At 41.5% G+C, this 23,247-nt stretch carries 25 protein-coding genes; 11 read left to right on the top strand and 14 right to left on the bottom strand.

Going from position 1 to position 23,247, the window contains the following annotated elements; genetic code table 11:
• Positions 1-10 precede the first annotated feature (10 nt).
• The 3 genes from SHALO_RS08035 (at position 11) to pdxA (ending at position 2,921) form a co-directional block, all read left to right on the top strand.
• Positions 11-1,141 carry a cytochrome b/b6 domain-containing protein gene (locus tag SHALO_RS08035; protein ID WP_069478080.1) on the top strand — a complete coding sequence of 377 codons (1,131 nt, stop codon included), beginning with the start codon at positions 11-13 and terminating at the stop codon, positions 1,139-1,141.
• A gap of 65 nt (positions 1,142-1,206) precedes the next feature.
• Positions 1,207-1,986, top strand: a complete 780-nt coding sequence (locus tag SHALO_RS08030) for a pyridoxine 5'-phosphate synthase (RefSeq protein ID WP_069478079.1) — start codon at positions 1,207-1,209, stop codon at positions 1,984-1,986.
• Positions 1,983-2,921, top strand: a complete 939-nt coding sequence (gene pdxA / locus SHALO_RS08025; RefSeq protein ID WP_069478078.1) for a 4-hydroxythreonine-4-phosphate dehydrogenase — start codon at positions 1,983-1,985, stop codon at positions 2,919-2,921. The genes SHALO_RS08030 and pdxA overlap by 4 nt, the downstream gene beginning before the upstream one ends.
• Positions 2,922-3,038: 117 nt before the next feature.
• Here pdxA and SHALO_RS08020 read toward each other — a convergent pair whose 3' ends face one another.
• The 13 genes from SHALO_RS08020 to SHALO_RS07960 form a co-directional block, all read right to left on the bottom strand.
• On the bottom strand, positions 3,039-3,749 hold the full coding sequence (locus SHALO_RS08020; RefSeq protein WP_069478077.1) for an energy-coupling factor ABC transporter ATP-binding protein: 711 nt from the start codon (positions 3,747-3,749) through the stop codon (positions 3,039-3,041).
• Complete coding sequence (locus SHALO_RS08015) at positions 3,746-4,423, bottom strand: energy-coupling factor transporter transmembrane component T family protein (protein WP_069478076.1); 678 nt, start codon at positions 4,421-4,423, stop codon at positions 3,746-3,748. The genes SHALO_RS08020 and SHALO_RS08015 overlap by 4 nt, the downstream gene beginning before the upstream one ends.
• Positions 4,393-4,815: a hypothetical protein gene (locus tag SHALO_RS08010; RefSeq protein WP_069478075.1), complete on the bottom strand. Its 423-nt coding sequence runs from the start codon at positions 4,813-4,815 to the stop codon at positions 4,393-4,395. Before SHALO_RS08010 ends, SHALO_RS08015 begins: the two co-directional genes overlap by 31 nt.
• Entirely contained in the window at positions 4,793-5,416 is a 624-nt protein-coding gene (cbiM, locus tag SHALO_RS08005) for a cobalt transporter CbiM (protein ID WP_069478074.1), read from the bottom strand. Before cbiM ends, SHALO_RS08010 begins: the two co-directional genes overlap by 23 nt.
• Position 5,417: 1 nt before the next feature.
• Complete coding sequence (locus SHALO_RS08000; RefSeq protein WP_069478073.1) at positions 5,418-6,164, bottom strand: DUF4198 domain-containing protein; 747 nt, start codon at positions 6,162-6,164, stop codon at positions 5,418-5,420.
• A gap of 88 nt (positions 6,165-6,252) precedes the next feature.
• Positions 6,253-7,266: a tRNA 2-selenouridine(34) synthase MnmH gene (mnmH, locus tag SHALO_RS07995; protein WP_069478072.1), complete on the bottom strand. Its 1,014-nt coding sequence runs from the start codon at positions 7,264-7,266 to the stop codon at positions 6,253-6,255.
• Entirely contained in the window at positions 7,260-7,751 is a 492-nt protein-coding gene (locus SHALO_RS07990) for an HIT family protein (protein WP_069478071.1), read from the bottom strand. Before SHALO_RS07990 ends, mnmH begins: the two co-directional genes overlap by 7 nt.
• Entirely contained in the window at positions 7,751-8,539 is a 789-nt protein-coding gene (trpC, locus tag SHALO_RS07985) for an indole-3-glycerol phosphate synthase TrpC (protein WP_069478070.1), read from the bottom strand. The genes SHALO_RS07990 and trpC overlap by 1 nt, the downstream gene beginning before the upstream one ends.
• Entirely contained in the window at positions 8,536-9,801 is a 1,266-nt protein-coding gene (locus SHALO_RS07980) for a tetratricopeptide repeat protein (protein ID WP_069478069.1), read from the bottom strand. Before SHALO_RS07980 ends, trpC begins: the two co-directional genes overlap by 4 nt.
• Positions 9,777-10,157, bottom strand: a complete 381-nt coding sequence (locus SHALO_RS07975) for a YkgJ family cysteine cluster protein (RefSeq protein ID WP_069478068.1) — start codon at positions 10,155-10,157, stop codon at positions 9,777-9,779. The genes SHALO_RS07980 and SHALO_RS07975 overlap by 25 nt, the downstream gene beginning before the upstream one ends.
• Positions 10,145-10,843 carry a tRNA1(Val) (adenine(37)-N6)-methyltransferase gene (locus SHALO_RS07970; protein WP_069478067.1) on the bottom strand — a complete coding sequence of 233 codons (699 nt, stop codon included), beginning with the start codon at positions 10,841-10,843 and terminating at the stop codon, positions 10,145-10,147. Before SHALO_RS07970 ends, SHALO_RS07975 begins: the two co-directional genes overlap by 13 nt.
• A gap of 3 nt (positions 10,844-10,846) precedes the next feature.
• Positions 10,847-13,927, bottom strand: coding sequence for a hypothetical protein (locus tag SHALO_RS07965; protein WP_069478066.1), 3,081 nt, complete (start codon positions 13,925-13,927; stop codon positions 10,847-10,849).
• Positions 13,928-13,942: 15 nt separating this feature from the next.
• Positions 13,943-14,896 (bottom strand): NAD(P)-binding domain-containing protein, encoded by a 954-nt coding sequence (locus SHALO_RS07960; protein WP_069478065.1) that lies wholly within the window; start codon positions 14,894-14,896, stop codon positions 13,943-13,945.
• 120 nt (positions 14,897-15,016) lie between these two features.
• Here SHALO_RS07960 and SHALO_RS07955 point away from each other — a divergent pair, with 120 nt between their 5' ends.
• The 5 genes from SHALO_RS07955 to SHALO_RS07935 all read left to right on the top strand — a co-directional run bounded on the left by SHALO_RS07955 (position 15,017) and on the right by SHALO_RS07935 (position 18,206).
• A complete protein-coding gene (locus tag SHALO_RS07955; protein WP_069478064.1) occupies positions 15,017-16,252 on the top strand; it encodes a glutamate-5-semialdehyde dehydrogenase in 1,236 nt (411 codons plus the stop codon).
• Entirely contained in the window at positions 16,249-16,827 is a 579-nt protein-coding gene (locus SHALO_RS07950; protein ID WP_069478063.1) for an ATP-binding cassette domain-containing protein, read from the top strand. Before SHALO_RS07955 ends, SHALO_RS07950 begins: the two co-directional genes overlap by 4 nt.
• A gap of 61 nt (positions 16,828-16,888) precedes the next feature.
• Positions 16,889-17,278, top strand: a complete 390-nt coding sequence (locus SHALO_RS07945) for a desulfoferrodoxin family protein (protein ID WP_069478062.1) — start codon at positions 16,889-16,891, stop codon at positions 17,276-17,278.
• 17 nt (positions 17,279-17,295) lie between these two features.
• A complete protein-coding gene (locus SHALO_RS07940) occupies positions 17,296-17,919 on the top strand; it encodes a DedA family protein (protein ID WP_069478061.1) in 624 nt (207 codons plus the stop codon).
• Positions 17,920-17,927: 8 nt separating this feature from the next.
• On the top strand, positions 17,928-18,206 hold the full coding sequence (locus tag SHALO_RS07935) for a DnaJ domain-containing protein (RefSeq protein ID WP_069478060.1): 279 nt from the start codon (positions 17,928-17,930) through the stop codon (positions 18,204-18,206).
• A gap of 40 nt (positions 18,207-18,246) precedes the next feature.
• Here the strand turns inward: SHALO_RS07935 and SHALO_RS07930 are convergent, their stop codons facing one another.
• Positions 18,247-19,611, bottom strand: a complete 1,365-nt coding sequence (locus SHALO_RS07930; RefSeq protein WP_069478059.1) for a class II 3-deoxy-7-phosphoheptulonate synthase — start codon at positions 19,609-19,611, stop codon at positions 18,247-18,249.
• A 286-nt stretch (positions 19,612-19,897) separates the two neighbouring features.
• Between SHALO_RS07930 and SHALO_RS07925 the strand changes: the two genes are divergently transcribed.
• The 3 genes from SHALO_RS07925 (at position 19,898) to SHALO_RS07915 (ending at position 23,242) form a co-directional block, all read left to right on the top strand.
• Entirely contained in the window at positions 19,898-20,926 is a 1,029-nt protein-coding gene (locus SHALO_RS07925; RefSeq protein WP_202968794.1) for an amino acid ABC transporter substrate-binding protein, read from the top strand.
• Between the two features lie 74 nt (positions 20,927-21,000).
• Entirely contained in the window at positions 21,001-22,155 is a 1,155-nt protein-coding gene (locus SHALO_RS07920) for an amino acid ABC transporter permease (protein ID WP_069478057.1), read from the top strand.
• A gap of 1 nt (position 22,156) precedes the next feature.
• The gene (locus SHALO_RS07915) at positions 22,157-23,242 is read left to right on the top strand and encodes an amino acid ABC transporter permease (protein WP_069478056.1); all 1,086 of its coding nucleotides are present in this window, start codon (positions 22,157-22,159) and stop codon (positions 23,240-23,242) included.
• Positions 23,243-23,247 lie beyond the last annotated feature (5 nt).

The raw sequence follows: 23,247 nt of genomic DNA, 5'->3' as shown, positions 1-23,247 counted from the left end.
AAAGTTACGAATGAACAAAAGAATTCATGAAGTTTTTGTATGGCCTTTGTGTACACGCATTATTCATTGGATTATGGCAACATCCTTTCTCCTCTCCTTTGGTACCTCATTTTTCCATTATCTTTTTAGATGGCATTTAGCCTTCGGTCTTATTTTTGGCATTGTGTTACTTTTTCGACTCATTTGGGGATTTGTTGGACCCAATTATGCCACGTTTAAAACGTTTACGTTAAGCCCCAAAGAGCTTCAAGACTATTTTGTCCAGAAAGTTCAAAACAGATGGCGCAAAATTCATGCGGGGCACAATGCCGCGTCCAGTTGGTTTACGCTGATTGTTTTAGGCTTGGGGAGTTGGATTGTTCTCAGTGGGCTACTTTTGCAAGGAATCCAAGAAGGCAGTGGGATTTTCAAAGAGCTCAATGAGCACTATTTTCAGTTTTCTTCCTCTCTTTTGAGTCTCCATGAAGTGCTTTCGTATCTGCTTTTTATCTGGGCATTGATTCACATCGTTGGTGTTTTAATCGAGCAGTTTTACCATAAAACGCACATGCTTTTTGCGATGATCACGGGTTATAAAAAAGCAGAAGGTAGTGATGCGCGGGTTTCGATGGTACGCCATCTTTTTGCCTACGCGGTGATTGGGTTATCGATGGTGACGCTGTATAGCGTGGCATGTTCTAACGAGACATTTTTGACACAAAGCAGGTTTGAGAAGCGCAATTTTCAAGCAGAAAATCCTGCCTTTTTTGAAAAATGTAGCACCTGCCATAAACTCTATCCTCCCTTTATGTTACCGCACGACTCATGGGTACGTCTTATGGAGGGACTGGATAATCACTTTGGCGAGCAAATTAGAGAAAATAACATCACCAAAAGCGAACAGATGAGCATCAAAGCGTACCTTTTAAGCCACAGCGCGGAGAGTTCATCGCACAAAGTTGCCTTTAAAACACTCGAATCTTTGGGCGAAATGCGTCCTATTTCGATGAGTAAGGTTCCATATTGGAGAGAAACACACAAAAGCATTGATAAAAATATCTATCACTCTTTACATGTAAAAGATGCTTCAAACTGTTTTGCCTGTCACCCTGATTTTGAGTACGGCATTTTAGATAATACACGGATTCATATTCCCAAATAGCCATTGAAATTTTTTAGAAATCATATTTTGGCTATAATAATCCCTAAAAAACGAAGGATACAATGATGCTTCTAGGCGTAAATATCGATCATATTGCAGTGCTAAGAGAAGCGCGAAAGATTAATGATCCTGATCCATTGGACGCCATCTCTTTAGTCAAACGCGCAGGTGCGGATCAAATCACGATTCATTTACGAGAAGATCGCCGTCATATTAACGATGATGATGCAAAAAAAATCATTGAAACTTCCCAGCTACCTATCAATTTGGAGTGTTCGATTACACCTGAAATCATTAAAAAAGTGATAGAACTGCGTCCGCATCGCGCGACCTTAGTCCCTGAAAAACGCGAAGAGGTGACGACAGAGGGCGGTCTTGATGTGGTAAAAAACAAAGAAGTCATTAAAGCAATTGCGCAAAGGCTGAAAAAAGAGCAGATCGAGCTTTCACTTTTTATTGACCCCACTAATGCAATGATCGAAGCGGCAAAAGAGATCCAAGCCGAATGGATCGAGCTTCATACAGGCTCCTACGCCAATATTTACGCGATGCTCTACTCCAATCTTTCACGTTCACGTCACAGTATCAAAACGCTTGAATTAGACCGCGAATCTTTACATGTAAAACTGCTTGATGCAACGCATGAGTTGGAACGCGCCTCTAAACTGGCACACCAATTGGGGCTTAAAGTAGCGGCGGGTCATGGACTTAATTATCAAAATGTGAAACGCATTTTAGAGATCAACGAGATTAGCGAGCTCAACATTGGTCAAAGCATCATCGCGCGCGCTGTTTTTGTGGGCTTTGAGCAAGCAGTCAAAGAGATGTTAGGATTGGTACGATGAAAAAAATAGCCATCAGTATTGGTGATTTAAACGGCATTGGCTTAGAAATTGCCTTGCGCTCACATAACGAAGTGAAAAAGCATTGCTATCCTCTCTACTGCATCAATGAAAATATGCTGGGCTGGGGAGCCGCGCTTTTAGGATTGGATGTTCCAAGTGATTTTGAGATACGTGACTGTGGGAAAGTTTTTGAGATAGAACCAGGTGTGTGCACTGCAGAAGCGGGTGAAAGCTCGTATGACTCGTTTATCACCGCGGTCGCACTGGCAAAAAGCAATGAAGTGAGTGGTATCGTGACCCTTCCCATTAACAAAGAATCATGGGCGATGTCAGGACTGGAATACAAAGGGCATACGGATGCTTTGAGTGATCTTTTGGGCTGCGAAGCGATTATGATGCTCGGATGTGAGGAGATGTTTACCATTTTGTACACGCACCACATTCCACTGCGCGATGTACCGCATGAGATTAAAGCCAAAAAACTCAAACCTTTTTTGCTCAAAGTCTATGAAGAATTAGGCGCTGAGCGTATCGCTGTTTTAGGGCTTAACCCGCACGCAGGCGATCATGGTGTGATTGGGGATGAAGACGCGGAGATCGAAAAAGCAATCTTAAAAGTCAATCATTTTTTAGAACGTGAAGTGTTTGTGGGACCCCTCGTGCCTGACATTGCTTTTTCAAAAAACAATCGTGAGAATTTTACCTATTTTGTCTGTATGTACCACGATCAAGGTCTGATTCCTTTAAAAACGCTCTATTTTGACGAAAGCATCAATGTAAGCCTCAATGCAGGCGTCGTGCGAACATCGGTGGATCATGGAACCGCCTTTGACATCGCTTACAAAGATGGCAATCCTTCGTGCTTAAGCTACATCAACGCCATCAAAGAAGCGGTTAAACTCTCATCTGGGAAAGAACCTCTTTTAACGTTTTAAGAGCATTTTTTTGAAAAGCACCAAGGGTGCGTGGGCGTGCCGCCGAGGCAAACCCAGTGTTAACGCAGTTTTGAAAGCTTTGCTTTAAAAACGTGTTGAGAGTTCTAAAAGAACTCTCTAATGTGAATGAGGGTGATCGCCATGATCATGGTGGTGGTTACTCTCATTTTTAAGATTGACCGAACAGCTAAGTCCTGTGGGTGTGATTTCATAAATCTTTTCGACCACCAACTCAATAAACTCCTTGTGATGCGAGACAATAATAATACTCTTATCAATGCGCCCTAAAATATCAATTAAACGCAGTTGCATCGCTTGATCAAGCCCATTAGTAGGTTCATCCAAAAGCATTAGTTTGGGCTCCATAATCAAAACACCTGCCAGTGCGACCAGTTTTTTCTCTCCGCCTGAGAGATGATAGACAATCTTTTTCGCTAAATGTGAGATGCCCAAGTCTTGAAGCATCATCGCTGTTTTGAGTTTTGCCTCTTCTTTGGAAATACCACTGGCTAAAAGGCTAAAGGCGACATCATCTTCGACCACAGGGGCTAAAAATTGATTGTCCGAGTCTTGAAACAAGTAGCCGATGAGATGACGCATGCTTTTAAACTCATCCAAAGAGTTCATCGGTTGATGAAAGAGTTCTAAGGTGCCCTCTTCTAAAGGTCGAAGTCCTGCGATGATCTCCAAAAGTGTTGTTTTACCACACCCATTAGGACCAATAATGGCGATCTTCTCTTTGTGCGAGACATCCAGTGTCACATTTTCATACAAACGCACACCATCGCGAGAGGTGGAGAGATTTTTGATATTAACCGAACAGCTCATAAAAGGGCTCCTTGTCGCCAAAGTAACGATAAAATCGTGATAAATGCAAGCAAACGATCGTACGTGCTAAAGCCTTGATGCGCTTCTAACGTATAGACTTCGCCACAAAAACCACGCAGTTGCATCGCTTTTTGAAGCCAAAATGAACGCTCCAGCGCTTTAATGAACAAAATTCCCACAAATCCCGCCATCGTTTTATAGGTCAACAGATTGGTTTTAGGAGTAAAGCCTCTTACATGTAACGTGTTTTTAAAGAGAGAAAACTCACGTTTGATGAGAAAAATGGACTTTGCCGTGAAAAAGAAGATGGAGGTGAGTTTATGTGGCAGACGCAAACGGTGCATCGCAATGGCGATGGAAAATTCATCTTTGCCCTGAAAAAGCATCACAATAAAGAGCAAAATAAAATTGGATCGTAAAAAAACAAGCAGTGCAAGCTCATAATTCTTTTGCCACAGCATGCTTGCAACGACGATGGCAATCAAGGTATTAAGTAAAAAGAGTCGCTTGAAAATATTCCCAAGTGATGCTTTATGAATCCAGCCAAGCAACAACAGTGGTAGAAGCATGGGGAGATAAAGATGCTCTTGTAATGCCACAACAGTGCTATACAACAGCGCTAAAAGAAGTGCTGTTGTGGAAGCTATGTGTGGCTGGGTTTGCGTTTGATCCAATACAGTACTCCAAAGAAAAAAACAATTATAACCAATCCTAAGAGCATTTTATCCAAAGGCATGTCGGATGGTAGTGTTTTCGTCTCTTCTTTGGTATGACTTTGTGCGACGTAGTGCGTTTGTGCTTGATGCCCCATACCTGCTTCGACGATAATGTCAAATTCAGCAGAGGGCAGTTTGGCAGAAGCTTTGCCCTCATCATCGGTCTTGAAAGCTAAAAGCTCTTTTTGGTTTGCATCCAAAAGCTTTACGACACACTGTTTACAAGGAGACGATTTGGTGAAATAACTCTGAACGTAGAGTAGACCCGCTTCATCGTAGGCAAAAAGGTTGATTTTATGCGCCCACACACTTGTGAACACAAGAAGACTAAGCAGCCCGATGCGTAACATAATGCTCCTTTACATGTAAAAGATGTGGGGAGACTTTTTCAATGAAACGAAGCGCAAAAAGCGTGATAAATCCTTCGATAAACATAATCGGTAAGTGCGCTAAAAGAGCTAGTTTTGAGGCATCCACAAACGCGTCACCATTGAGAGCTAGGGTAAGTGAAAGTAAGAAGGCAGAAAGGGCTAAAGGAACGAAACCGACTAAAAACCAGAGCAGATCTTTTTGCCAGCGTTTGGTGGTAGGAAGCATAAAAAGCCAATAGCCGACCAGCGTAGGCGTGGCAAGATTGAAAAGATTAATACCAAGTGTGGTGAGTCCGCCAAAGCCAAAAAGAACGCCTTGGAGTAAAAGAGCGACAAAGATAGCGATAAAAGCACGAAAACCCAGCATTGCACCTACAATGCCGCCTAAGACAAGATGCACCGATGTGGGACCAATGGGTACATGAATGAACGACGCCAAAAAAAACAGCGCTGAAAGTACGGCCGTTTTGGGAATCTCGTCATCTTTGAGTGTTTTAAACGCATACAGGGTAAAAGCAGCCGAAACGACTGCTCCACCGATTAAGATCTCAGGTCTGAGTAAGCCTTCACTGAGGTGCATGTTATTTCATTGCCTCCGTTTTGAGCCACAGCACCGCACCCAACTCAACAGGGTAACTTTTACCATCTTTTTTAATTTTTTCATCATCATCCATCAAAGCAGCAAAGCCCCACCAGCCTTCAAGTGGAAGTGCGACATGAAAGACACCATTTTTATCAGCTTTGTAGACTTGTGTGACGTACATTTCATTGGGTGCTTTAAGTCCTTTGGTGTTGTAAAACTCGACTTCCACTTCAGCATTTGGAACGGGTTTGCCTTTGTAAAGCACTTGGGCGCTAAACAGATTGCCTGCATAGAGTGAATAAGGGCGAGAAAGTGGGATAATTTCTGCTTTAAGACCAATGGGTTTATCCCAACCCTCGCCTGAGCCAAAGGCGTCCACAATGGTTTTGGTTTGATGGCGGATAAATTTCTCTTCTGCAGGTTCAAAATAAGGCACAGGATCGACATAAAATTGATAGACACCGGGCTCTTTTATTGTATATTCACTCTTCCACGTCGTAAGTTTGTTTTTTTCGACAGCTTGGAATGAACCTAAAAACGATGTCTTTTTTCCGTCCATAAAAACACCCGCCTCTTTAGGCTTTTCCATGTTCATAAGATTTTGCTCAAAGGGATGGGTAAATTCGTATTGAATAGAAACTTTCGTGTTCCCACCTTGCTCAATGACGGTTTTATCTGTCATAACGGTTTGAAAATGCGCAAACAGTGACGATGCACACACAAGCGATGCCAATAATACTTTCATACAAATACTCCTCTTAAATAATACTGAACTATAGTTGGTATTATTGTGGCATTTTGTGGATAAAAAAAAACTTAAAAGGAGGTGGGGTTTAAACGGCTGAGCGTTTTACATGTAAAGATCTAAGAGCTTCCAAAGTTGCCATTTCATCGGCATTATCAAGGGTTATATCGCTATGACGCGGTTTTTTATAGACAAGATCATAATACTCAACCAAAAGTATCTTCGCGACTTGCGCAAGATCGCCCTCTTCGTATGCGCGTAAAACATCGTCTTTCACGGTTTTTTTAATGTACGGCGCAATCATCTGCATCGATTGGTAAAAAAAGGCAGGCGTAATCATCTGATAGTCTTTAAGTATTCGCTCAACGCGTTGCGCAAGCGGTGCCGTAATTTCGACACGATACCCTTCTAAGATTCTTACATGTAAAAGCGCTGGAATGGTGCATTTGCCCATGCGTTTACTTTCAGCTTCAATGAATATCGTGGCATTAGGATCAATTGTATGTAAAATTTCGCATAAACTATTTTCAAACGCTTTTTGACTGGGTTGTGCGCCTTTAATACTTCCAAAGCTCGAACCCAGATGGTTGGCAAGGTTTTCAAGATCGATGGAAGGATGAAGCGATTGCAAGAGTTCACTTTTTCCACAGCCCGTATTGCCACCAAGGACGATGAAATGGTGATGGGGTAAATTTTCAAGAAAGGTGAGCACATGCATACGGTACTGTTTATAGCCACCTTGAAGTCTGTAGACTTGATAGCCAATGTGCGAGAGGATAATCGCGATAGAGCTTGATCTCAGCCCTCCTCTAGCGCAATAGATGCCGATTTTTGAGCCGATTTTGTACTCTTTTGCGATTCGTTCAAGATGCGATGCTACATTTTGGCAAATGTAACGAGCACCCAGTATTTTTGCGTCATTGCGTGAGACTTGTTTGTAGAGTGTGCCGACTTCTTGGTGTTCTGCGTCACTCAGGGCATAAAAGTTTTGAGCATCTGCGATGTGGGATTCATAAAATTCTTTGGGGCTACGAGCGTCGATTAAAAGATCAAACTCTGATTTCTGGGAAATAAAGGTGTCAATGTCAAGCTCAATCAGCATGCCAGATACTCAGGAACGAGACCTTTAAGATGGGTATAGATTTTTTCAAAATCGGTTCCATAAACTCTGGTGTCAGCGATGGTGGTAATAAAATTGGTATCGCCCATCCAACGTGGAATCACATGGTAGTGAATGTGCTCTGCAATGCCTGCTCCGCCACTTTTGCCAAGGTTCATCCCAAGATTCACCCCTTGCGCGCCAATACCCTCTTTAAGCATCTTCACACAGCGTTGCACGATGAACGAGAGATGCAGCCACACTTCGGGTTCCAGTGTTTCAACCGCATCGGTGTGATGATGTGGAATCACCATAAAATGCCCAGGCGTGTAAGGATAACGATTCATGACGATAAAGCAGAGTACATCGCGGTACAAAACATGATGCTGCTCATCCAGCTCTGGATGCTCACTTATGTTGCAAAAGACGCACCCTTCGGGTTTATCACTAAAATAAGTATCCCTCCAAGGAGCATACATGTAATCCATTAGTCAACTTTCTTAAAGGCTTCGAGCGCTGTTTGAATATCAGGCTGACGCATAAAATGTTCACCAATTAAAAAGGCATCCGCACCGATTTTACTTAAGTGCTGAATCGTCTCTTTGTCATTCAATCCGCTCTCTGCCACGATGATTTTTCCTTGCGGAATGAGTGGCATCAGTTTCTCGGTTAAACTCATATCCATCTCAAAGGTCTCTAGGTTTCGGTGGTTAATTCCGATGATATTTGCTCCTGCAAAGATGGCTTTAACGAGGTCTTCTTTGTCATGAATTTCGACTAAAACTTCAAGCCCTAGTCGTAATGCGTACTCTAAAAGGTGCTTGAGTTCTGCTTTGGAGAGCGCTTTTGCGATCAATAAGATAAAATCAGCCCCATACACCAGCGCTTCTAAGATTTGGTACTCATCAACAATGAAATCTTTACGCAACAAGGGTGTGGGAACATAACGACGAATTTGGGTTAAGTACTCCAAGTTTCCTTGAAAATAATGAGGCTCAGTAAGCACAGAGATAGCATCAGCACCTCCTAATTCATACGCTTTGGCAATCAACAGAGGGTCAAAATCAGCTTTGATCACCCCTTTACTAGGGCTGGCTTTTTTCACTTCGGCAATGATACGATACGGATTTTGAGGCGTTGCTTTAAGATAAGGCTTCACATCACGTGGCATAAACGGGTTAAATGCAAGGCTTCTACCTAACCAATCAATCGTGTACTCTTTTTTCTTCTTTTCTAAATCCTCACGCGTGCGTTTGATAATTTCGTCTAAAATCATTTTTTCTCTTTCAAACATTTTTTAATCGCTTCAATATGCGCGATGACCTCTTCTTCCATCACATGCTCACCAAAATATTTCATGATATTATATGCCTCATCGCATTGACCCTGTTTGTAGAGCCCCCATGCCAAGGAGTCAAGATAATAAGGAGAATTTGGCTCTAATCTAAGCGCTTCTTGCACCAGTGCAATCCCTTTTGCAATGTCAATATCATGGTCAATGAGCAGATACCCATAGTAGTTAAGATAAACAGGGTCTTTCAACAAACTGGTCACTTCATTAAATTTACGCGAAATTGATTGCAAGGTTTCAGGCGCCAGCTTTGTTTTATTGAGTTCATACTCATAAATAGCCATTTTCCCTAGATAATCAAGATTTTTACTCTCATCGTAGAGTTTTTCAGCCAATATATAGGCTTCCTTGAATTTTTTCTGTGTCGCATAGATTTGAAGCAGCATGTCTTGGTTAAAGCCTGTTTTCTCCAAAAAGGTTGTTGCCCCTTTGACATCTTTAATGTACAGCATCAGTTCAACAATTTTCTTGGCTATCTCTTCGCTTTGTTCCTCTTTGTAGAGTTTTTTATAGGTAGCAATTAATCCTTGAACATTGCGATCACGTCCATAAATCTCAACCAGTTTGTAACAGACAGTATTGCCACACCCTTCCATATTGGCATAGGTTTCTAAGTAGGCAATGGCATCGTCTTTGCGTCCTAAGAAGCGGTTTAACAGCTCGACAATGTTGATCAAAATATCTTCGTTTTGCTCTTGTTTGTAAGCACTTTCAAAGTATTTGAGTGCCAAATCATACGCTTTCATTTGCAAATACAGATTGCCCGCGATGCTGAGATGTTGGACACTTTTATTGAATTCTATGAGCCTGAGTATCTCTTTTTCAGCCTCTTCATAGCGCTTCTCTTTGACCAATTGTCCCACCAAAAGACGGTTGAAGTTTTTCTCATCGGGGTATTTTTTGATCCCTTGTACAATCAGATCGTGCGCATCAGGATCGCCCAAGACAAAGGCAAGCCCTGCATCTTCGGTGAGGTACACTTTCTTTTGGCTCTGTTCATACAGAGCATGATAAATTTTGCGCGCGTTGACATAATCGCCATTTTGCTGATAATCTAACGCCTGCAAAATAAGATTATCCTCTTCTTCAAAAACCTTTTTAGTAGTTTCGTTCGTAATAACAACCTCTTTGGTGCTACATCCCACCAATAAAACAAGAACGACTATAAGCGAATAATACCGGGACATTCTGTGACTACCTCGTCAATATTTTCTTTAAAATATTCCCAAAAAGGGAATGTACGGCACTGTTGTGGGCGTACGTCATAGATACGACACATCTTTTTTTCCATATCGAAAAAGACGCAACCATAGCCGCCTTCGTATGCGATCTCTTTGATCGTGAAACGATAGCGAATTTTTAGTAAATAGTTATTGATAAATGCCTCTTTGGACAAAGAAAGTTTCAAAGCAATAGCGTTTATCTCTTCGTGTGTGACCCAAATGTATCCACTCTCTCCAATACAACACTTTCCCGAGCAGTTTTGACAGGCGTTGGGATCAAACGCATACGGATAGCCTTCGCATTTCATCAAGTGTTCCATTCACAACTCTTTGTGGCAGATTGTTCAAAAATAGCTTTCACACGCACGCTGATATGCTCACCCGTATAGATAAAAAGCGGTGGATGAATTTTACAGAGTGTTTTTGAGTTTTTACGCGCACGTACCAACACCAACGATGCCTCTTTCTCCTCTTTAGGATAGACAAAACAGAGGTCTTCGACATTGAGTCCATTTCCAAGCAGTGACGCCATCACGTGGTCTATCTGTTTCGCATCATAGCAGAAACAAAAATATCCCCGATTGGAGAGCGTTTTACTCACTTTTTTGGCAAAGGCATCAAATGGAAGTGCGCTGCTGTGGCGACTTAGGAAAAGGGCATTGTCTTCATTTTTAACACCACCTTTATGGTAAAAAGGAGGATTAGAGACAATCATGTCCCATTTATGCTCAAATATTGCTTCTAAAAAATCTTTACATGTAATGTTTTCTATCGCTAAAAGATTGGCTTTGGCATTGGCTTTGGCGATTTCACAATTGAGAAATTGAATGTCCAAAAGGCTTACATGTAAATGAAGAAAATCGCGTTTGAGCAACAGTCCCAAAATACCACAGCCACAACCCACGTCCAAAAGTTCACCCTTTGGTGCAAATGAGCTGATAAAATCGTACAGTAAAAGGGTGTCGCTGTTGTAACGATACCCTTGCTTTGGTTGAAACAGATTCATGATTTAGTGGTACACCCTGATTTGGAAGCCTCGTGCTTTATCTTGTTCGATGTTTGAGAGTGCATAACTGATTTTTGCCCCCTCGCCAACGTAAGATTCGACCAAATCACCGCCTGCTTTGGCTCTGGCTTTTCCAAGTCCGATGTTGGCAAGTCCGCTGATACGATCGATCTCCGTATCTTCAACGCCCACTTTTTTGCTTTTGATCAGTTTGAGCGATGCAAAACCGCCATTATCTACAATCGGTGCAACTTCAAAGAAGTAGCTGCTGTCGTATTTTGCAAGAACGGTTTGTACCTCTTTTTTACACGCTTCAGAGATGGCATTCACGCCCGTTCCCATGTCTGTACATGTCACCTTGTCTATCATCGTTAATTTTTGACCTTTTGGTGCTGGTGTCGTTGCTTTAGCAGCTACTTTTGGTGTGGCTGTCTCTAAAAGTTTGATTTTTTCATTGAGCGTTTTAATCGTCTGCTCATTGGATGCTATGCGTTTGTTCAGCTCTTCTTGGCTTTGAGCAAGCGCACTCTCTTTGGCTTTGAGCTCTTTTTCAAGCGCTATGATTTTCAGCGTTTCATCTTTTTTACTAGAACCTAGTTGGCTCTCTTTGGCTTTTAATTCTGTTTGCAAGGCTTTGGTGGCTTCTAAATGTTGGAGCTCTTTTTGTTTAAACTCCTCTTTGAGTTTGGCTAAATTCTCCTCCAAGGAAGCTTTGAGCGTTTCTGTTTTTTTATAATTTTCTTTGTTGGCAACGATGGTCGCCTCTTTGGCTCTTAGCTCTTTTTCCAAAGCACTGCTTTTAAGAGAATCTTCTTTGCTAAACGCTGATAATTGGCTCTCTTTGTTTTTAAGGTCACTTTGAAGCACTTTGATTTCGGCGAGGCGTTGAAGCTCTTTTTGTTTGAACTCCTCTTTAAATTTTGTGAGGTTCTCTTCGGTTGATGCTTTGAGCATTTCTATCTTTTTCGTTCCCTCTTTATTTGCCACTATCGTCGCCTCTTTGATTTTGAGCTCTTTGTCTTTCTCTTTGATGATGTCCAAATACTCAATCTCTTTGCGACGAAGCTCATCTTTAAGTCCGACCATCTTGGCATCTTCACTGACACGATTTTTCTCAAACGTTGCCACTTTCGCTTTGAGCTCCTCGACGTTTTTACTGGTTGCTTTGGTTGCGTTATCTTCTGCATCTTTGAGCTTTACATGTAAGGTTTGAATCGTACCTTCATGACGCGCATTTTCCGTTTGAATTTTTTGAAGATCTATCGCTTTAGTTTTGATCTCTTTTTCCAAAGCAGCGATTTTCAGAGCTTCTTCTTTTTTCGCTGATGTGATCACACCCTCTTTTTCTTTGATCTCTGATTGAAGTAACTGCAATTTAGCAATGAAATCGCTCTCTTTTGCTTTGCTGCTGGCTTTTAACTCTTCAAGCGTTGCACGAAGCTCTTTAAGCTTGCTCTCATCGCTCTCTTTGCCTTTTTGCGTCTCAGTTCTAAAGGAAACAATTTGCGTTTTTAAGCTTTGAAGCTCTTTCTCTTTTTCGTCATTTTTGGCTTTGAGTTCGTTGTTGGAGGTTGCAAGTTCATTGATGTGAAACTGAACGCGCTCGCTGTTCTCCGTGGAAGCGGACTTGTACTCATTCATCTGTTTTTCAAGTTTTTCGATGAGCTCTTTTTTGGAAGCGTCAAAATTGGCTATTTTTTCATTAAAGACTTTGTAATTTTTATTGTGAATTTTGTCGTTTTCATCAACACGTTTTTTCACTTCAATGTCAAAATTGGCTTTTTCGTTGTTGAGAAGGATAATTTTATCGTTGAGCTCTTTGATGCTACTCTCTTTTTTAGCGATCTCTTCTTTGAGTTTTAAGATGGAAACATTGAGCGTTTTTTCACTATTTTGAGCACTCTCTTCGAGGGTTTTATTTGCGACACTTAGCTCTTTATTGAGCTTTTTCTCATCTTCAAGATAGGTTCTAAATTTATTAAAATCTTTTTCATTCTCTAACATCAAAGCGTCAATGTGTTTTTTAGCACTCGCAAGTTCTGTATTGACACTTTTAATTTTCTCTTCTTGCAGTACCATTTTTTTCGCATGCTCGGCATCTTGAGAGAGCATATCTTGACGATTTTGCGCAATCAATTTTTCCGTATCGACTTTGAGTTGCTCAATCGTTTTGGTGTATTTTGCGATCTCTTCTTTATGTTTTTGCTCATTAATCACGAGCGTTTGCGTCTGCTTACTCATGATCTCATTTTTCTCTTTTGCCGCAAGCACGATCTCTTCTTTGAGTTTTGTAATCTCCTCTTGTTTGCGAGCAAAAGCACTTTTAGCGGTTTCATTGGTTGTATTGATTTGCTCATTTAAAAGGGCGATTTGATCGTTTAAAAATTTAATTTTCTCTTTATAGTCACCCAATTTTGACTGCTCTTCTTCTCTGGCTTTTGCAATGGCTATCTGTTTTTTATCTTCATCGTCAACGGCTTTGGCTCTGAGCTCTTCGATTTGGCTACGCAAGGTATTGGCTTCGATATTGGCTTTTTGGGAGATCATGACATTCTCTTTTTGAAGCTCATTGATCTTCATCGTCAGATCGCTGATGTTGCGATAGTGTTGCTGTTCGGCTTCGTTTAGGCGTTCGGTGCTTTTATTGGTCCATTGATTGCGTTGTTCTTCGAGTTCGTTTTGTTGCTCTTCCACTTTTTTGGTGAGTTCACTTTTTTCATTGGACATTAAAAGATTGTCATGTTGTAGAAAAAGAAGGGTCTTTTGCAGTTTATTGATCATGCGTTTAAAATCTTGCTTGGAAAGTTCGGACTCGGGAATAGATTTGCCTTGCTCATCGTAATAGGCATCTTCAAACAACGTGCCATCTTTGCTCTGCTCTATGGTTGCCTCTTTATCGATGTACTGCGTTTGCACTTCAAGTGGAAGATCACTAAATTTGACATCGCTTTTACTGATGTACTTTTCGGTGAGTTCATCATAGGAAATTCCACCAAAATTACCGTATTGAGCGGAGGCAAAGCCTCCAACGACAATAGCGAATCCGAGTGCGATATTTAAAACCTGAGAAGAAGTAAGAGCCATTCGTGGGTGCCTTCGTTAGTTTGATTTTAAGATGTGTGACACAATATGATAGGCGTGGTTGAGCGCAATCGCAATGCTTCCACCACTTTTAACTGCAATGTCGCCTGCTAAGTAAAGCCCTTTGGTTTTGGTTTCAAAATTTTCATCAAATTCTGGCTTACCATCATTATCAAGGGTAATGCCACATTTTCTCAGAAAATCAACCGGCGTTGTGCCGCCAATGGCATAAATGACACGATCGTAAATCGTATAATACCCATCGCTAAAATTGACTTTGACCAGACCGTTTTCATTCTCAATTGAGACGATATCCATTCCAAGGCGCAGACGAAGTTTCTCTTGTCCGTTGTACTCTTGAATCAGCTCAAGATTGATCTCATTAAGACGACTAAACGTGTCACGACGGTAATTGAGGGTGACATTGTTGGTTTTAGAAAGCTCTATGGCGTATTCAACAGCGGAATTTCCGCCACCCACGATGAGTAATTTTTCATTTTGAGAACATTTGTCGAGGTTAAAATTGATGCGCTCTTTGAGTGAAAGCGGCAGTGTGTAATCAGGTTTGTTAGGTTTTCCCATCGTTCCAATGGCGACAATGACATGCTTTGCGCGATACCCTGCTTTGGTTGTGACGATGCGAAACTCACCATCTTCTTTGACGATGCTCTCCACTTCAGCGTTAAACGCAGAGTCAATTTCACCTCTATCCAAAAGTGAATCAAAGTAGTTCAGCGTGCTCTCTTTGGTGCCATCGCGAAAATCGATCGAACCTTGAAGTTCAATCTCTTGACCTTTGTAATTTTTATCAACGCGTTTATTATCTTTGTAAAATTTGCGAATGGTTTGCGAATGGTTGTCACCCTTTTCAATCATCATGATATGCTTAAGTCCAAGGACTTTTGCTTCAACCGCTGCACCAATGCCTCCAGGACCTCCACCGATAATGACTAAATCGTAAATTTGCTGCATTTTGTATCCCTTCGTTAATTATCTGTTAATGGTAACTATTATACCCCGATCATACTTATGACATATTAAATACAAACGTGGTAAAATCGCGGTTAAATTCCACTCTAAGGAAGAAAGAACGTGCAAAATTTTTTAGAACACGCCAAATCTGCTAGTCGTATCATTGCGACACTTGATCCTAAAACAAAAATCGATGTTTTAATGCACATGGCAGATGCGTTGGAAGCACACAGTGAGCGCATCATCACAGAAAACCAAAAAGATTTAGATGAAGCCAAAAAAAACAACCTCAGTTCTGCTCTCGTTGATCGCCTTTTACTCAATCCAAAACGCATTACGGAGATGGCAAATGCGATTCGTGAAATCGCTGCCCTTAAAGAGCCCGTTGGGCGTATTTTAGAGGGTTGGGTTGTATCAAGTGGACTTAGAATTGAAAAAGTAAGCATTCCAATTGGTGTGATTGCCATCATTTATGAGAGTCGTCCCAATGTCACGAGTGACACCGCAGCGCTCTGCTTTAAAAGTGGCAATGCGTGCGTGCTCAAAGGCGGGAAAGAGGCATTTTACAGTAATGCCATCATCGCGTCATTGTTGCAAGAGGTACTTGAAAAATTCAACCTTCCAACAGAGATCATCTCGCTTTTACCCGATTACAGCCGTGAGGGAGTTGCAAAACTTATTAAAATGGATAAATATGTTGACCTTATCATCCCACGTGGTGGCGAAGCGCTGATTCGTTACGTGAGTGAAAATGCGACCGTTCCTGTGGTCAAACATGACAAAGGTGTGTGTCATACGTTTGTTGATAAAGAGGCAAATTTAGACCAAGCGATAGAAATAGTCCTCAATGCCAAATGCCAACGCCCGAGTGCGTGCAATTCGCTGGAAACGCTTTTGGTTCATGAAGCGATTGCAGAAGATTTTCTACCGCGCATGAAAGAGGCACTGGATCGCACAGGAGCTGTGATTAAAGGATGTGAAAAGAGCGAAAAACTTTTACATGTAAAGCGTGCCAGCGATGAGGATTATCATACCGAGCATCTCAGCAATGCGCTGAATATCAAGATCGTGGAGAGTGTTGATGAAGCGATTGCGCATATTGCGCAGTTTGGCTCTTCGCATTCTGAGGCGATTTTAAGTGAGAACTATACGACGGCGGAGCGTTTCCTCAATGAAGTGGACGCAGCGTGTGTCTACATCAACGCTTCAACCCGCTTCACCGATGGCGGCGAGTTTGGTTTTGGTGCAGAAGTGGGCATCAGCACCAATAAGCTGCATGCACGTGGTCCCATGGGCATTAACGACCTAACGACTTACAAATTTAAAGTCTACGGTAAAGGGCAGATTCGCGCATGAACCAAGAGGTTTTACGCATTGAAAACCTAAGTTTTGCTTACGCTCATTCCAAGCTTTTGTATGACAATTTCTCTTTACATGTAAACATCGGAGAAGTTGTCTCGATCTTGGGCGAGAGCGGCAGTGGCAAGAGCACACTTTTTGAACTGATTGCGGGAAATCTTAAAGCCAAAAGTGGCACGATCACGACCTCAAAACTTTCGCAAATTTTCCAAGACCCCTACACCTCTTTTCATCCAACCTATACGATCATCAACCAAATCAGCGACGTCGCTCCGTTGCATGATTTGCACCAGTTGTGTCATTCACTCGATCTTGACCCTGATGTATTGGCTCAAAAGCCCCATCAACTCAGCGGTGGACAGCTTCAAAGATGTTCTATTTTAAGGGCACTTTTAATGAAACCTTCCCTCATTTTAGCCGATGAACCCACTTCTGCGCTCGATAACATTACAGGCTTACATGTAATGCAATTACTGATGCAGTTTTTAGACCAAGTGGGCATTTTGCTGATCACCCACGATAAAAATTTGGCCGTCTGGTGTAGCGACCGTATGATTGAATTAAAAGCTTAAGTATTTCAATTTTTAAAGATATTCATTGTAGGATTGCACAACCTTAAAGAAAGGATTAATCATGCCAAAAATTTTTACACCCGAAACATTCAGTCCAGAAGAGCGCGAAGCACGTAAAGATTTTATCGATAAACATACGCCGTACATCTACTGTGATACAGCGCTGCAAAAAGGTATTCCTGCCTTTGTGCGCGTTCGTGTCGGAAGTGAGCATGCGCATATTGATGATTTTAACCATTACATCTCGACCATTACGCTCTTTGATGCAGACCACATGCTTGCCAAAGTCGAACTGGCAGCGTGCATCGTAAGTGCGGAAGAGCGAAAAGGTAATGCAGAAGTGGCTTTTTCTATTGTTCCGAGCAAAGACGTCTACCATTTCAATGCTCAATGCTACTGCACGAAGCATGGTTTATGGCAAGGCAAAGAGGTTGAAGTTCGTGTTAATTAACAAAAAGTAGGAGTTTTATGCACGCGATTATTGATTGGATTGTTCAGACGGTTGGAGCTTTTGGGTACGTTGGTATTTTTGTGATGATGCTCATTGAAAGCAGTATTTTCCCGCTTCCAAGTGAAGTGGTGATGATTCCTGCTGGGTATTTGTGTGCCAAAGGTGAGATGAATTTGGTGATTGTCATTGTGCTTGGTACACTTGGAAGCATTGCAGGCGCACTTTTGAATTACTATTTAGCGGTGAAACTGGGTCGAAAGCTCATTTTAAAATACGGACATTACGTTTTTTTCAAGCCTGAAACACTGGAAAAAGTGGAAGTTTTTTTCAAAACACACGGCTCATTTTCAACCTTTACAGGAAGACTGATTCCTGTCATTCGCCATTACATCTCGCTTCCTGCGGGGCTTGCGCGGATGAATGTGTGGCTTTTTTGTTTTTACACTGGCTTTGGTGCCGCCATTTGGGTCAGCATCTTGACGTTTTTAGGCTATTACTTTGGTCAAAATGAAGCACTGCTCAATGAACATTTGCATACCATTACCATTGCAGTGATTATTTTTATCGTCATTTTTGCCGCTATTTATATCTGGTTACATAAGAAAAAAGAGCGCAAACGCAGAGCTAAAAAGATCTTATAGGAGCAACAATGATCCAAGGTTTAGAGTACAGCGATTTTGAAAAAGCGCTCACAACCTTGGGTGTTGTCGCCAAAACTGACAGAAAAACCCTTCACAAACTCTATTTATCCCTCTCAAAAGAGTTCCACCCCGATGCCCAAAATGGTGATACAGCCAAATTTCAAGAGATCAACGATGCGTACCAGTTAATCAAAGCCTATATGGAAAATTATCGTTTTGATTTTGATGAAGCTGAGTTTAAAAAGCAGTATCCGTTCTCTAAGAGTGATTGGTTGAGTGGAAGATGAGTTTACATGTAAAGGCAAAACCTTTACATGTAAAGCAGTTTTATTGCGCTAAAAATCGTTGACGCGCGGCTTTGAGGGAGTCTGCGATGAGGAATGCAAGCTCTAGGGCTTGGTTGGCGTTGAGGCGTGGATCGCACTGGGTGTGGTAGCGACATGCGAGTTTCTCTTCCGTGATCTCTTGTGCGCCACCGATACACTCAGTCACATCTTGACCGGTCATCTCTAAGTGAACGCCACCAGGGAAGGTGCCCTCTTCTTCATGGACTTTAAAGAAGCCTTTGACTTCGCGAAGCACTTCATCAAACGAGCGTGTTTTGTAGTTGTTAGAGGCTTTAATGGTGTTGCCGTGCATCGGGTCAATGCTCCAAAGGACATGTGCGCCTGCAGCTTTAACGGCTTGAACCAATTTTGGGAACTCTTTTTCGATCTTGTCTGCGCCCATTCTCACGATGATATTGAGACGTCCTGGCTCATTTTCAGGGTTGAGTTTGTAGATAAGCTTCATTAAACCCTCCGCGGTCATACTAGGACCCGCTTTGATGCCGATAGGATTTTTAACGCCTGTGAGAAATTCCACATGTGCATCATCCACATCACGGGTACGATCCCCAATCCAGAGCATGTGTGCGGAACAGTCGTACCAATCACCTGTTAAACTGTCTTGGCGTGTCAACGCCTCTTCGTAGTTCAAAAGCAACGCTTCATGCGAGGTATAAACGACGGTTTCGTTGATATTTGGGGTATTGGCAGAGGTGATGCCACACGCTTCCATAAACGCCAATGTCTCAGAAATGCGGTCACAAAGGTGTTGATAACGCTCTCCCAAAGGGCTTGCAGAGACAAAGCCTAATGTCCATTTGTGGACTTGATGAAGATCTGCCAAACCACCGCGTGAAAAAGCACGTAAAAGGTTCATCGTTGCTGCGGATTGATTGTAAGCTTTTAACATTCTTTTTGGGTTTGGAACACGTGACTCTTCTGTAAATTCGATATCGTTAATAATGTCTCCACGATAGCTTGGAAGTGAAACACCGTCCATCTCTTCATAATCAGATGATCTAGGTTTAGCAAATTGACCGGCTAGTCGCCCTACTTTAACGATAGGACAGCCACCAGCAAAGGTTAAAACAACCGCCATTTGAAGCATGACTTTGAACATATCGCGAATATTGACCGCATTAAATTCGCTAAAACTCTCAGCACAATCTCCACCTTGAAGCAAAAAAGCTTTTCCTGCAACCACATCGGCTAATGAGGCTTTGAGTTGTCTCACTTCTCCTGCAAAAACAAGGGGCGGATATTTGCTCAGTTCTTGCTCAACACTTTTTAACAACTCTTGGTTGGTATAGGTTGGTTGTTGCTTAATTGGTTTCTCTCTCCATGATGCGCGCGTCCAAGAACTCATAAATGACCCTTAATTGAATTTTTATTTATTATATTGAGATTGGCTTTAAAGAGAATTGAATAGCCAAATGGAGTTATAAAGTTTTAAGATGTGTCACAAAGGATGGCTTAAAATTACAAAGTTGTTTCAAAGTAAAACTAACAAAAGAATGTGCAAAAAATGAACATAGTTTCAATAGGATGTAGATTTTACTCACCTAATTGTGGTGATTAATAAATAGGCAGTTTTTTCGCCAAAAAATAAAATTTAGTGTTAGAATTCTTGCATCAACTTTGAAAGGAAGATAATGATGTTACGTTCTAAACTCGCTAAAATCTCTTTAGCAACAATTACAGTTTTGGGTCTTGGCTCAACAACACTCAGTGCTGATACACTCAGCGAAGTACAAAAACAAGGTTTCGTAAAATGTGGTGTTGACGGTGGGCTTCCAGGCTTTTCTGAAGTAGGCGGTGATGGTGTTTATAAAGGTATCGATGTTGATTTATGTCGTGCCGTAGCAGCAGCAGTTTTAGGCGATGCTAAAAAAGTTAAATACATTGCGCTCAATGCAAAAGAGCGTTTAACAGCGCTTCAATCAGGCGAGATCGATATGCTCTCACGTAATACAACATGGACACAAACCAGAGACACTACCCTTGGTCTTAACTTTATGGTTGTGAACTATTACGATGGTCAAGGCTTTATGGTTACTAAAAAACTTGGTGTTAAGAGTGCTAAAGAGCTAGATGGTGCTTCTATTTGTCTTCAAACAGGAACCACAACAGAGCTTAATGTAGCTGATTATTTTAGAAGCAACAAAATGAAATACAAACTTGTCTCTTACGATACCAACGATCAAGTTGTTAAAGCGTATGAATCAGGTAGATGCGATGTTTTAACCTCTGACCAATCTCAACTCTACGGTTTGAGAATCAAATTGGCTAAACCAGATGAGTCTATCGTTCTTCCAGAAGTTATCTCTAAAGAGCCTTTAGGACCTGTTGTTAGACAAGGTGATGATAAATGGTTTGACATTGTTAAATGGTCATTCTATGCCATGTTAACTGCTGAAGAATCAGGCGTTACCAGTGCAAACGCTGATGCAATGCTTAAATCTGACAATCCAGACATCAAACGTCTTTTAGGTGTTGAGGGTCAAATGGGTGAAAACTTAGGTCTTAAAAAAGATTTTGCGTATAACATCGTTAAACAAGTCGGTAACTACGGTGAATCATTTGATAAAACTGTAGGGGCTGGTTCTCCTCTTAAAATCGCACGTGGTTATAATGCCCTTTGGAATCAAGGCGGATTACAATACGCGCCTCCTTTTAGATAGTCGTTCGTCACTCTATTCAAAGATGCAAAAAGGGCAGTTCGCTGCCCTTTGATTTTAACTATTAAAGGACACGTATGTTAGCACTTTTGAGAAATCAAAAGATTCGAGGAATTTTTTTCCAACTATTAACCGTTATTGGCTTGGTTGCTTTTTTGTGGTATATTGGTACCAACACCATGTCCAATATAGAACAAAGAGGCATTCAAACAGGCTTTGGCTTTTTGGATGGAACCGCAGGATTTGGCATCGACCAATCGCCTATTGCCTACACGGAAGAAAACACCCATGGGCGTGTTTTTGTTGTGGGACTTCTGAATACCCTTATTATCGCTTTTGTAGGCATCTTGTGTGCCACTATTGTAGGTCTACTGATCGGTATTTTGCGACTTTCAAACAACTGGCTCATTGCAAGACTTGCGAAAGCCTATATTGATTTTTTTAGAAATATCCCTCTTTTACTTCAAATACTCTTTTGGTACAACGTTGTACTGCGTGCTATGCCAAGTCCCAAACAGAGTTTTAATTTTTTCGACATTTTCTTTATTAACAATCGCGGACTTTACTTTCCATTACCCGAATACAATGCAACGTTTTTTACAATGCTTGCAAGCGTCATTGCCGCATTCATTGCTTCCATTGTGCTTAATACATGGGCGAACAGACGCAAATTAGCCACAGGAAAAGATTTTATGGTCTTCCCTTTTGCGATAGGCATGTTGATTCTTTTTCCCGTATTGGCGTATTTTATCGGTGGTTCACACCTTAATTTTAGTTATCCAGAGCTGATGGGCTTTAACTTCAAAGGGGGAAAAACACTTTCACCTGAGTTTTTAGCACTGACATTTGCGCTCACCATTTACACGGCTACGTTCATTGCTGAAGCCGTACGTTCAGGCATTGAAGCAGTCAGCCATGGACAAAAAGAGGCGGCTATTTCACTCGGCTTTAGTCCTTACCAATCTTTAAAATTGGTTGTTTTACCACAAGCTATTCGTATTTCTATCCCTCCGATTATTAATCAATATCTCAATCTTATTAAAAACTCCTCATTGGCAACAGCCGTTGGTTATCCTGAGATTGTGACTGTTTTTGCAGGTACGTCTCTCAACCAAGTAGGACAAGCCATTGAAATTATTTCGATGACAATGCTCGTCTATCTTATTATCAGTTTGCTTGTATCAGCGATACTCAACTGGTTCAATCATAAAATGAAGATTCAGGAGCGTTAATATGGCAATTTATAACAAAATTAATGAACGAAAAGCTCCTTCAAATACAAAGGGTCTCACCGTCTGGATCAGGGAGAATCTCTTCTCGACACCGCTCAATGTTGCGTTAACGCTTCTAGGCCTTATGGTGCTTTCTTGGATTATTCCTCCTTTTGTCAAATGGGCTTACATCAATGCCGACTTTGCAGGAACAACGCGTGAAGATTGTACCAGTGGTGGTGCGTGTTGGGTCTTTATACGTATGAAAATCGATATGTTTATGTACGGGTTTTACCCTTCAGAGCTTAGGTGGAGAATCAACACGGTTTATGGACTCTTCTTTGTACTGATTGCTGCGTTTAAGTATCTTAAACGTCCTTTGGTCAAGGTTGTTTTAGCCCATATCTATTTTATTGTTGGATTTTTATTGGTGCACGGTGGCTTTTTTGGAATTGAAATGGTTCCAACCGATAAATGGGGCGGTTTGATGCTCACCATTATGGTCGCCGCGGTTGGTATTGCTGCTGCATTTCCACTGGGTGTTCTTTTAGCGCTGGGTCGTGCTTCGCATTTGCCGATTATTAAAAGTATCAGTGTGACGTACATCGAGTTTATCAGGGGTGTGCCACTGATTACGATTCTTTTTATGTCATCGATCATTTTGCCACTCTTCTTTCCTGAGGGAGTGACGTTTGATAAATTGCTACGTGCGCTCATTGGTATTGCGATGTTTGAAGCAGCGTATATTGCTGAAAATATTCGTGGTGGACTTCAGTCTATTCCCAAAGGTCAATTTGAAGCAGCCGATGCCATTGGGCTTTCGTATTGGCAGAAGATGTTTTTGGTTATTCTTCCACAAGCGTTAAAAGTGGCTATTCCTAACCTGTTAAGTGTTGCGATTGCCCTCTTCCAAGATACAACACTGGTTCTTATTATTGGTCTTTTTGACCTCTTAGCGATGGTCCGTTTGAGTGCTGCTGATTCATACTGGCTGGGCTATGAGACGGAAGGCTATGTGTTTGTTACTTTTATCTTTTGGTTCTTTTGTTACTCAATGTCAACCTTTAGCCAAAAGCTTGAAAAACGATTTAATACTAATTTGAGATAGGAATA

It is taken from the genome of Sulfurospirillum halorespirans DSM 13726 (assembly GCF_001723605.1).
Lineage (GTDB): Bacteria > Campylobacterota > Campylobacteria > Campylobacterales > Sulfurospirillaceae > Sulfurospirillum > Sulfurospirillum halorespirans.
This window is presented reverse-complemented; position numbering and strand designations above follow the sequence as displayed.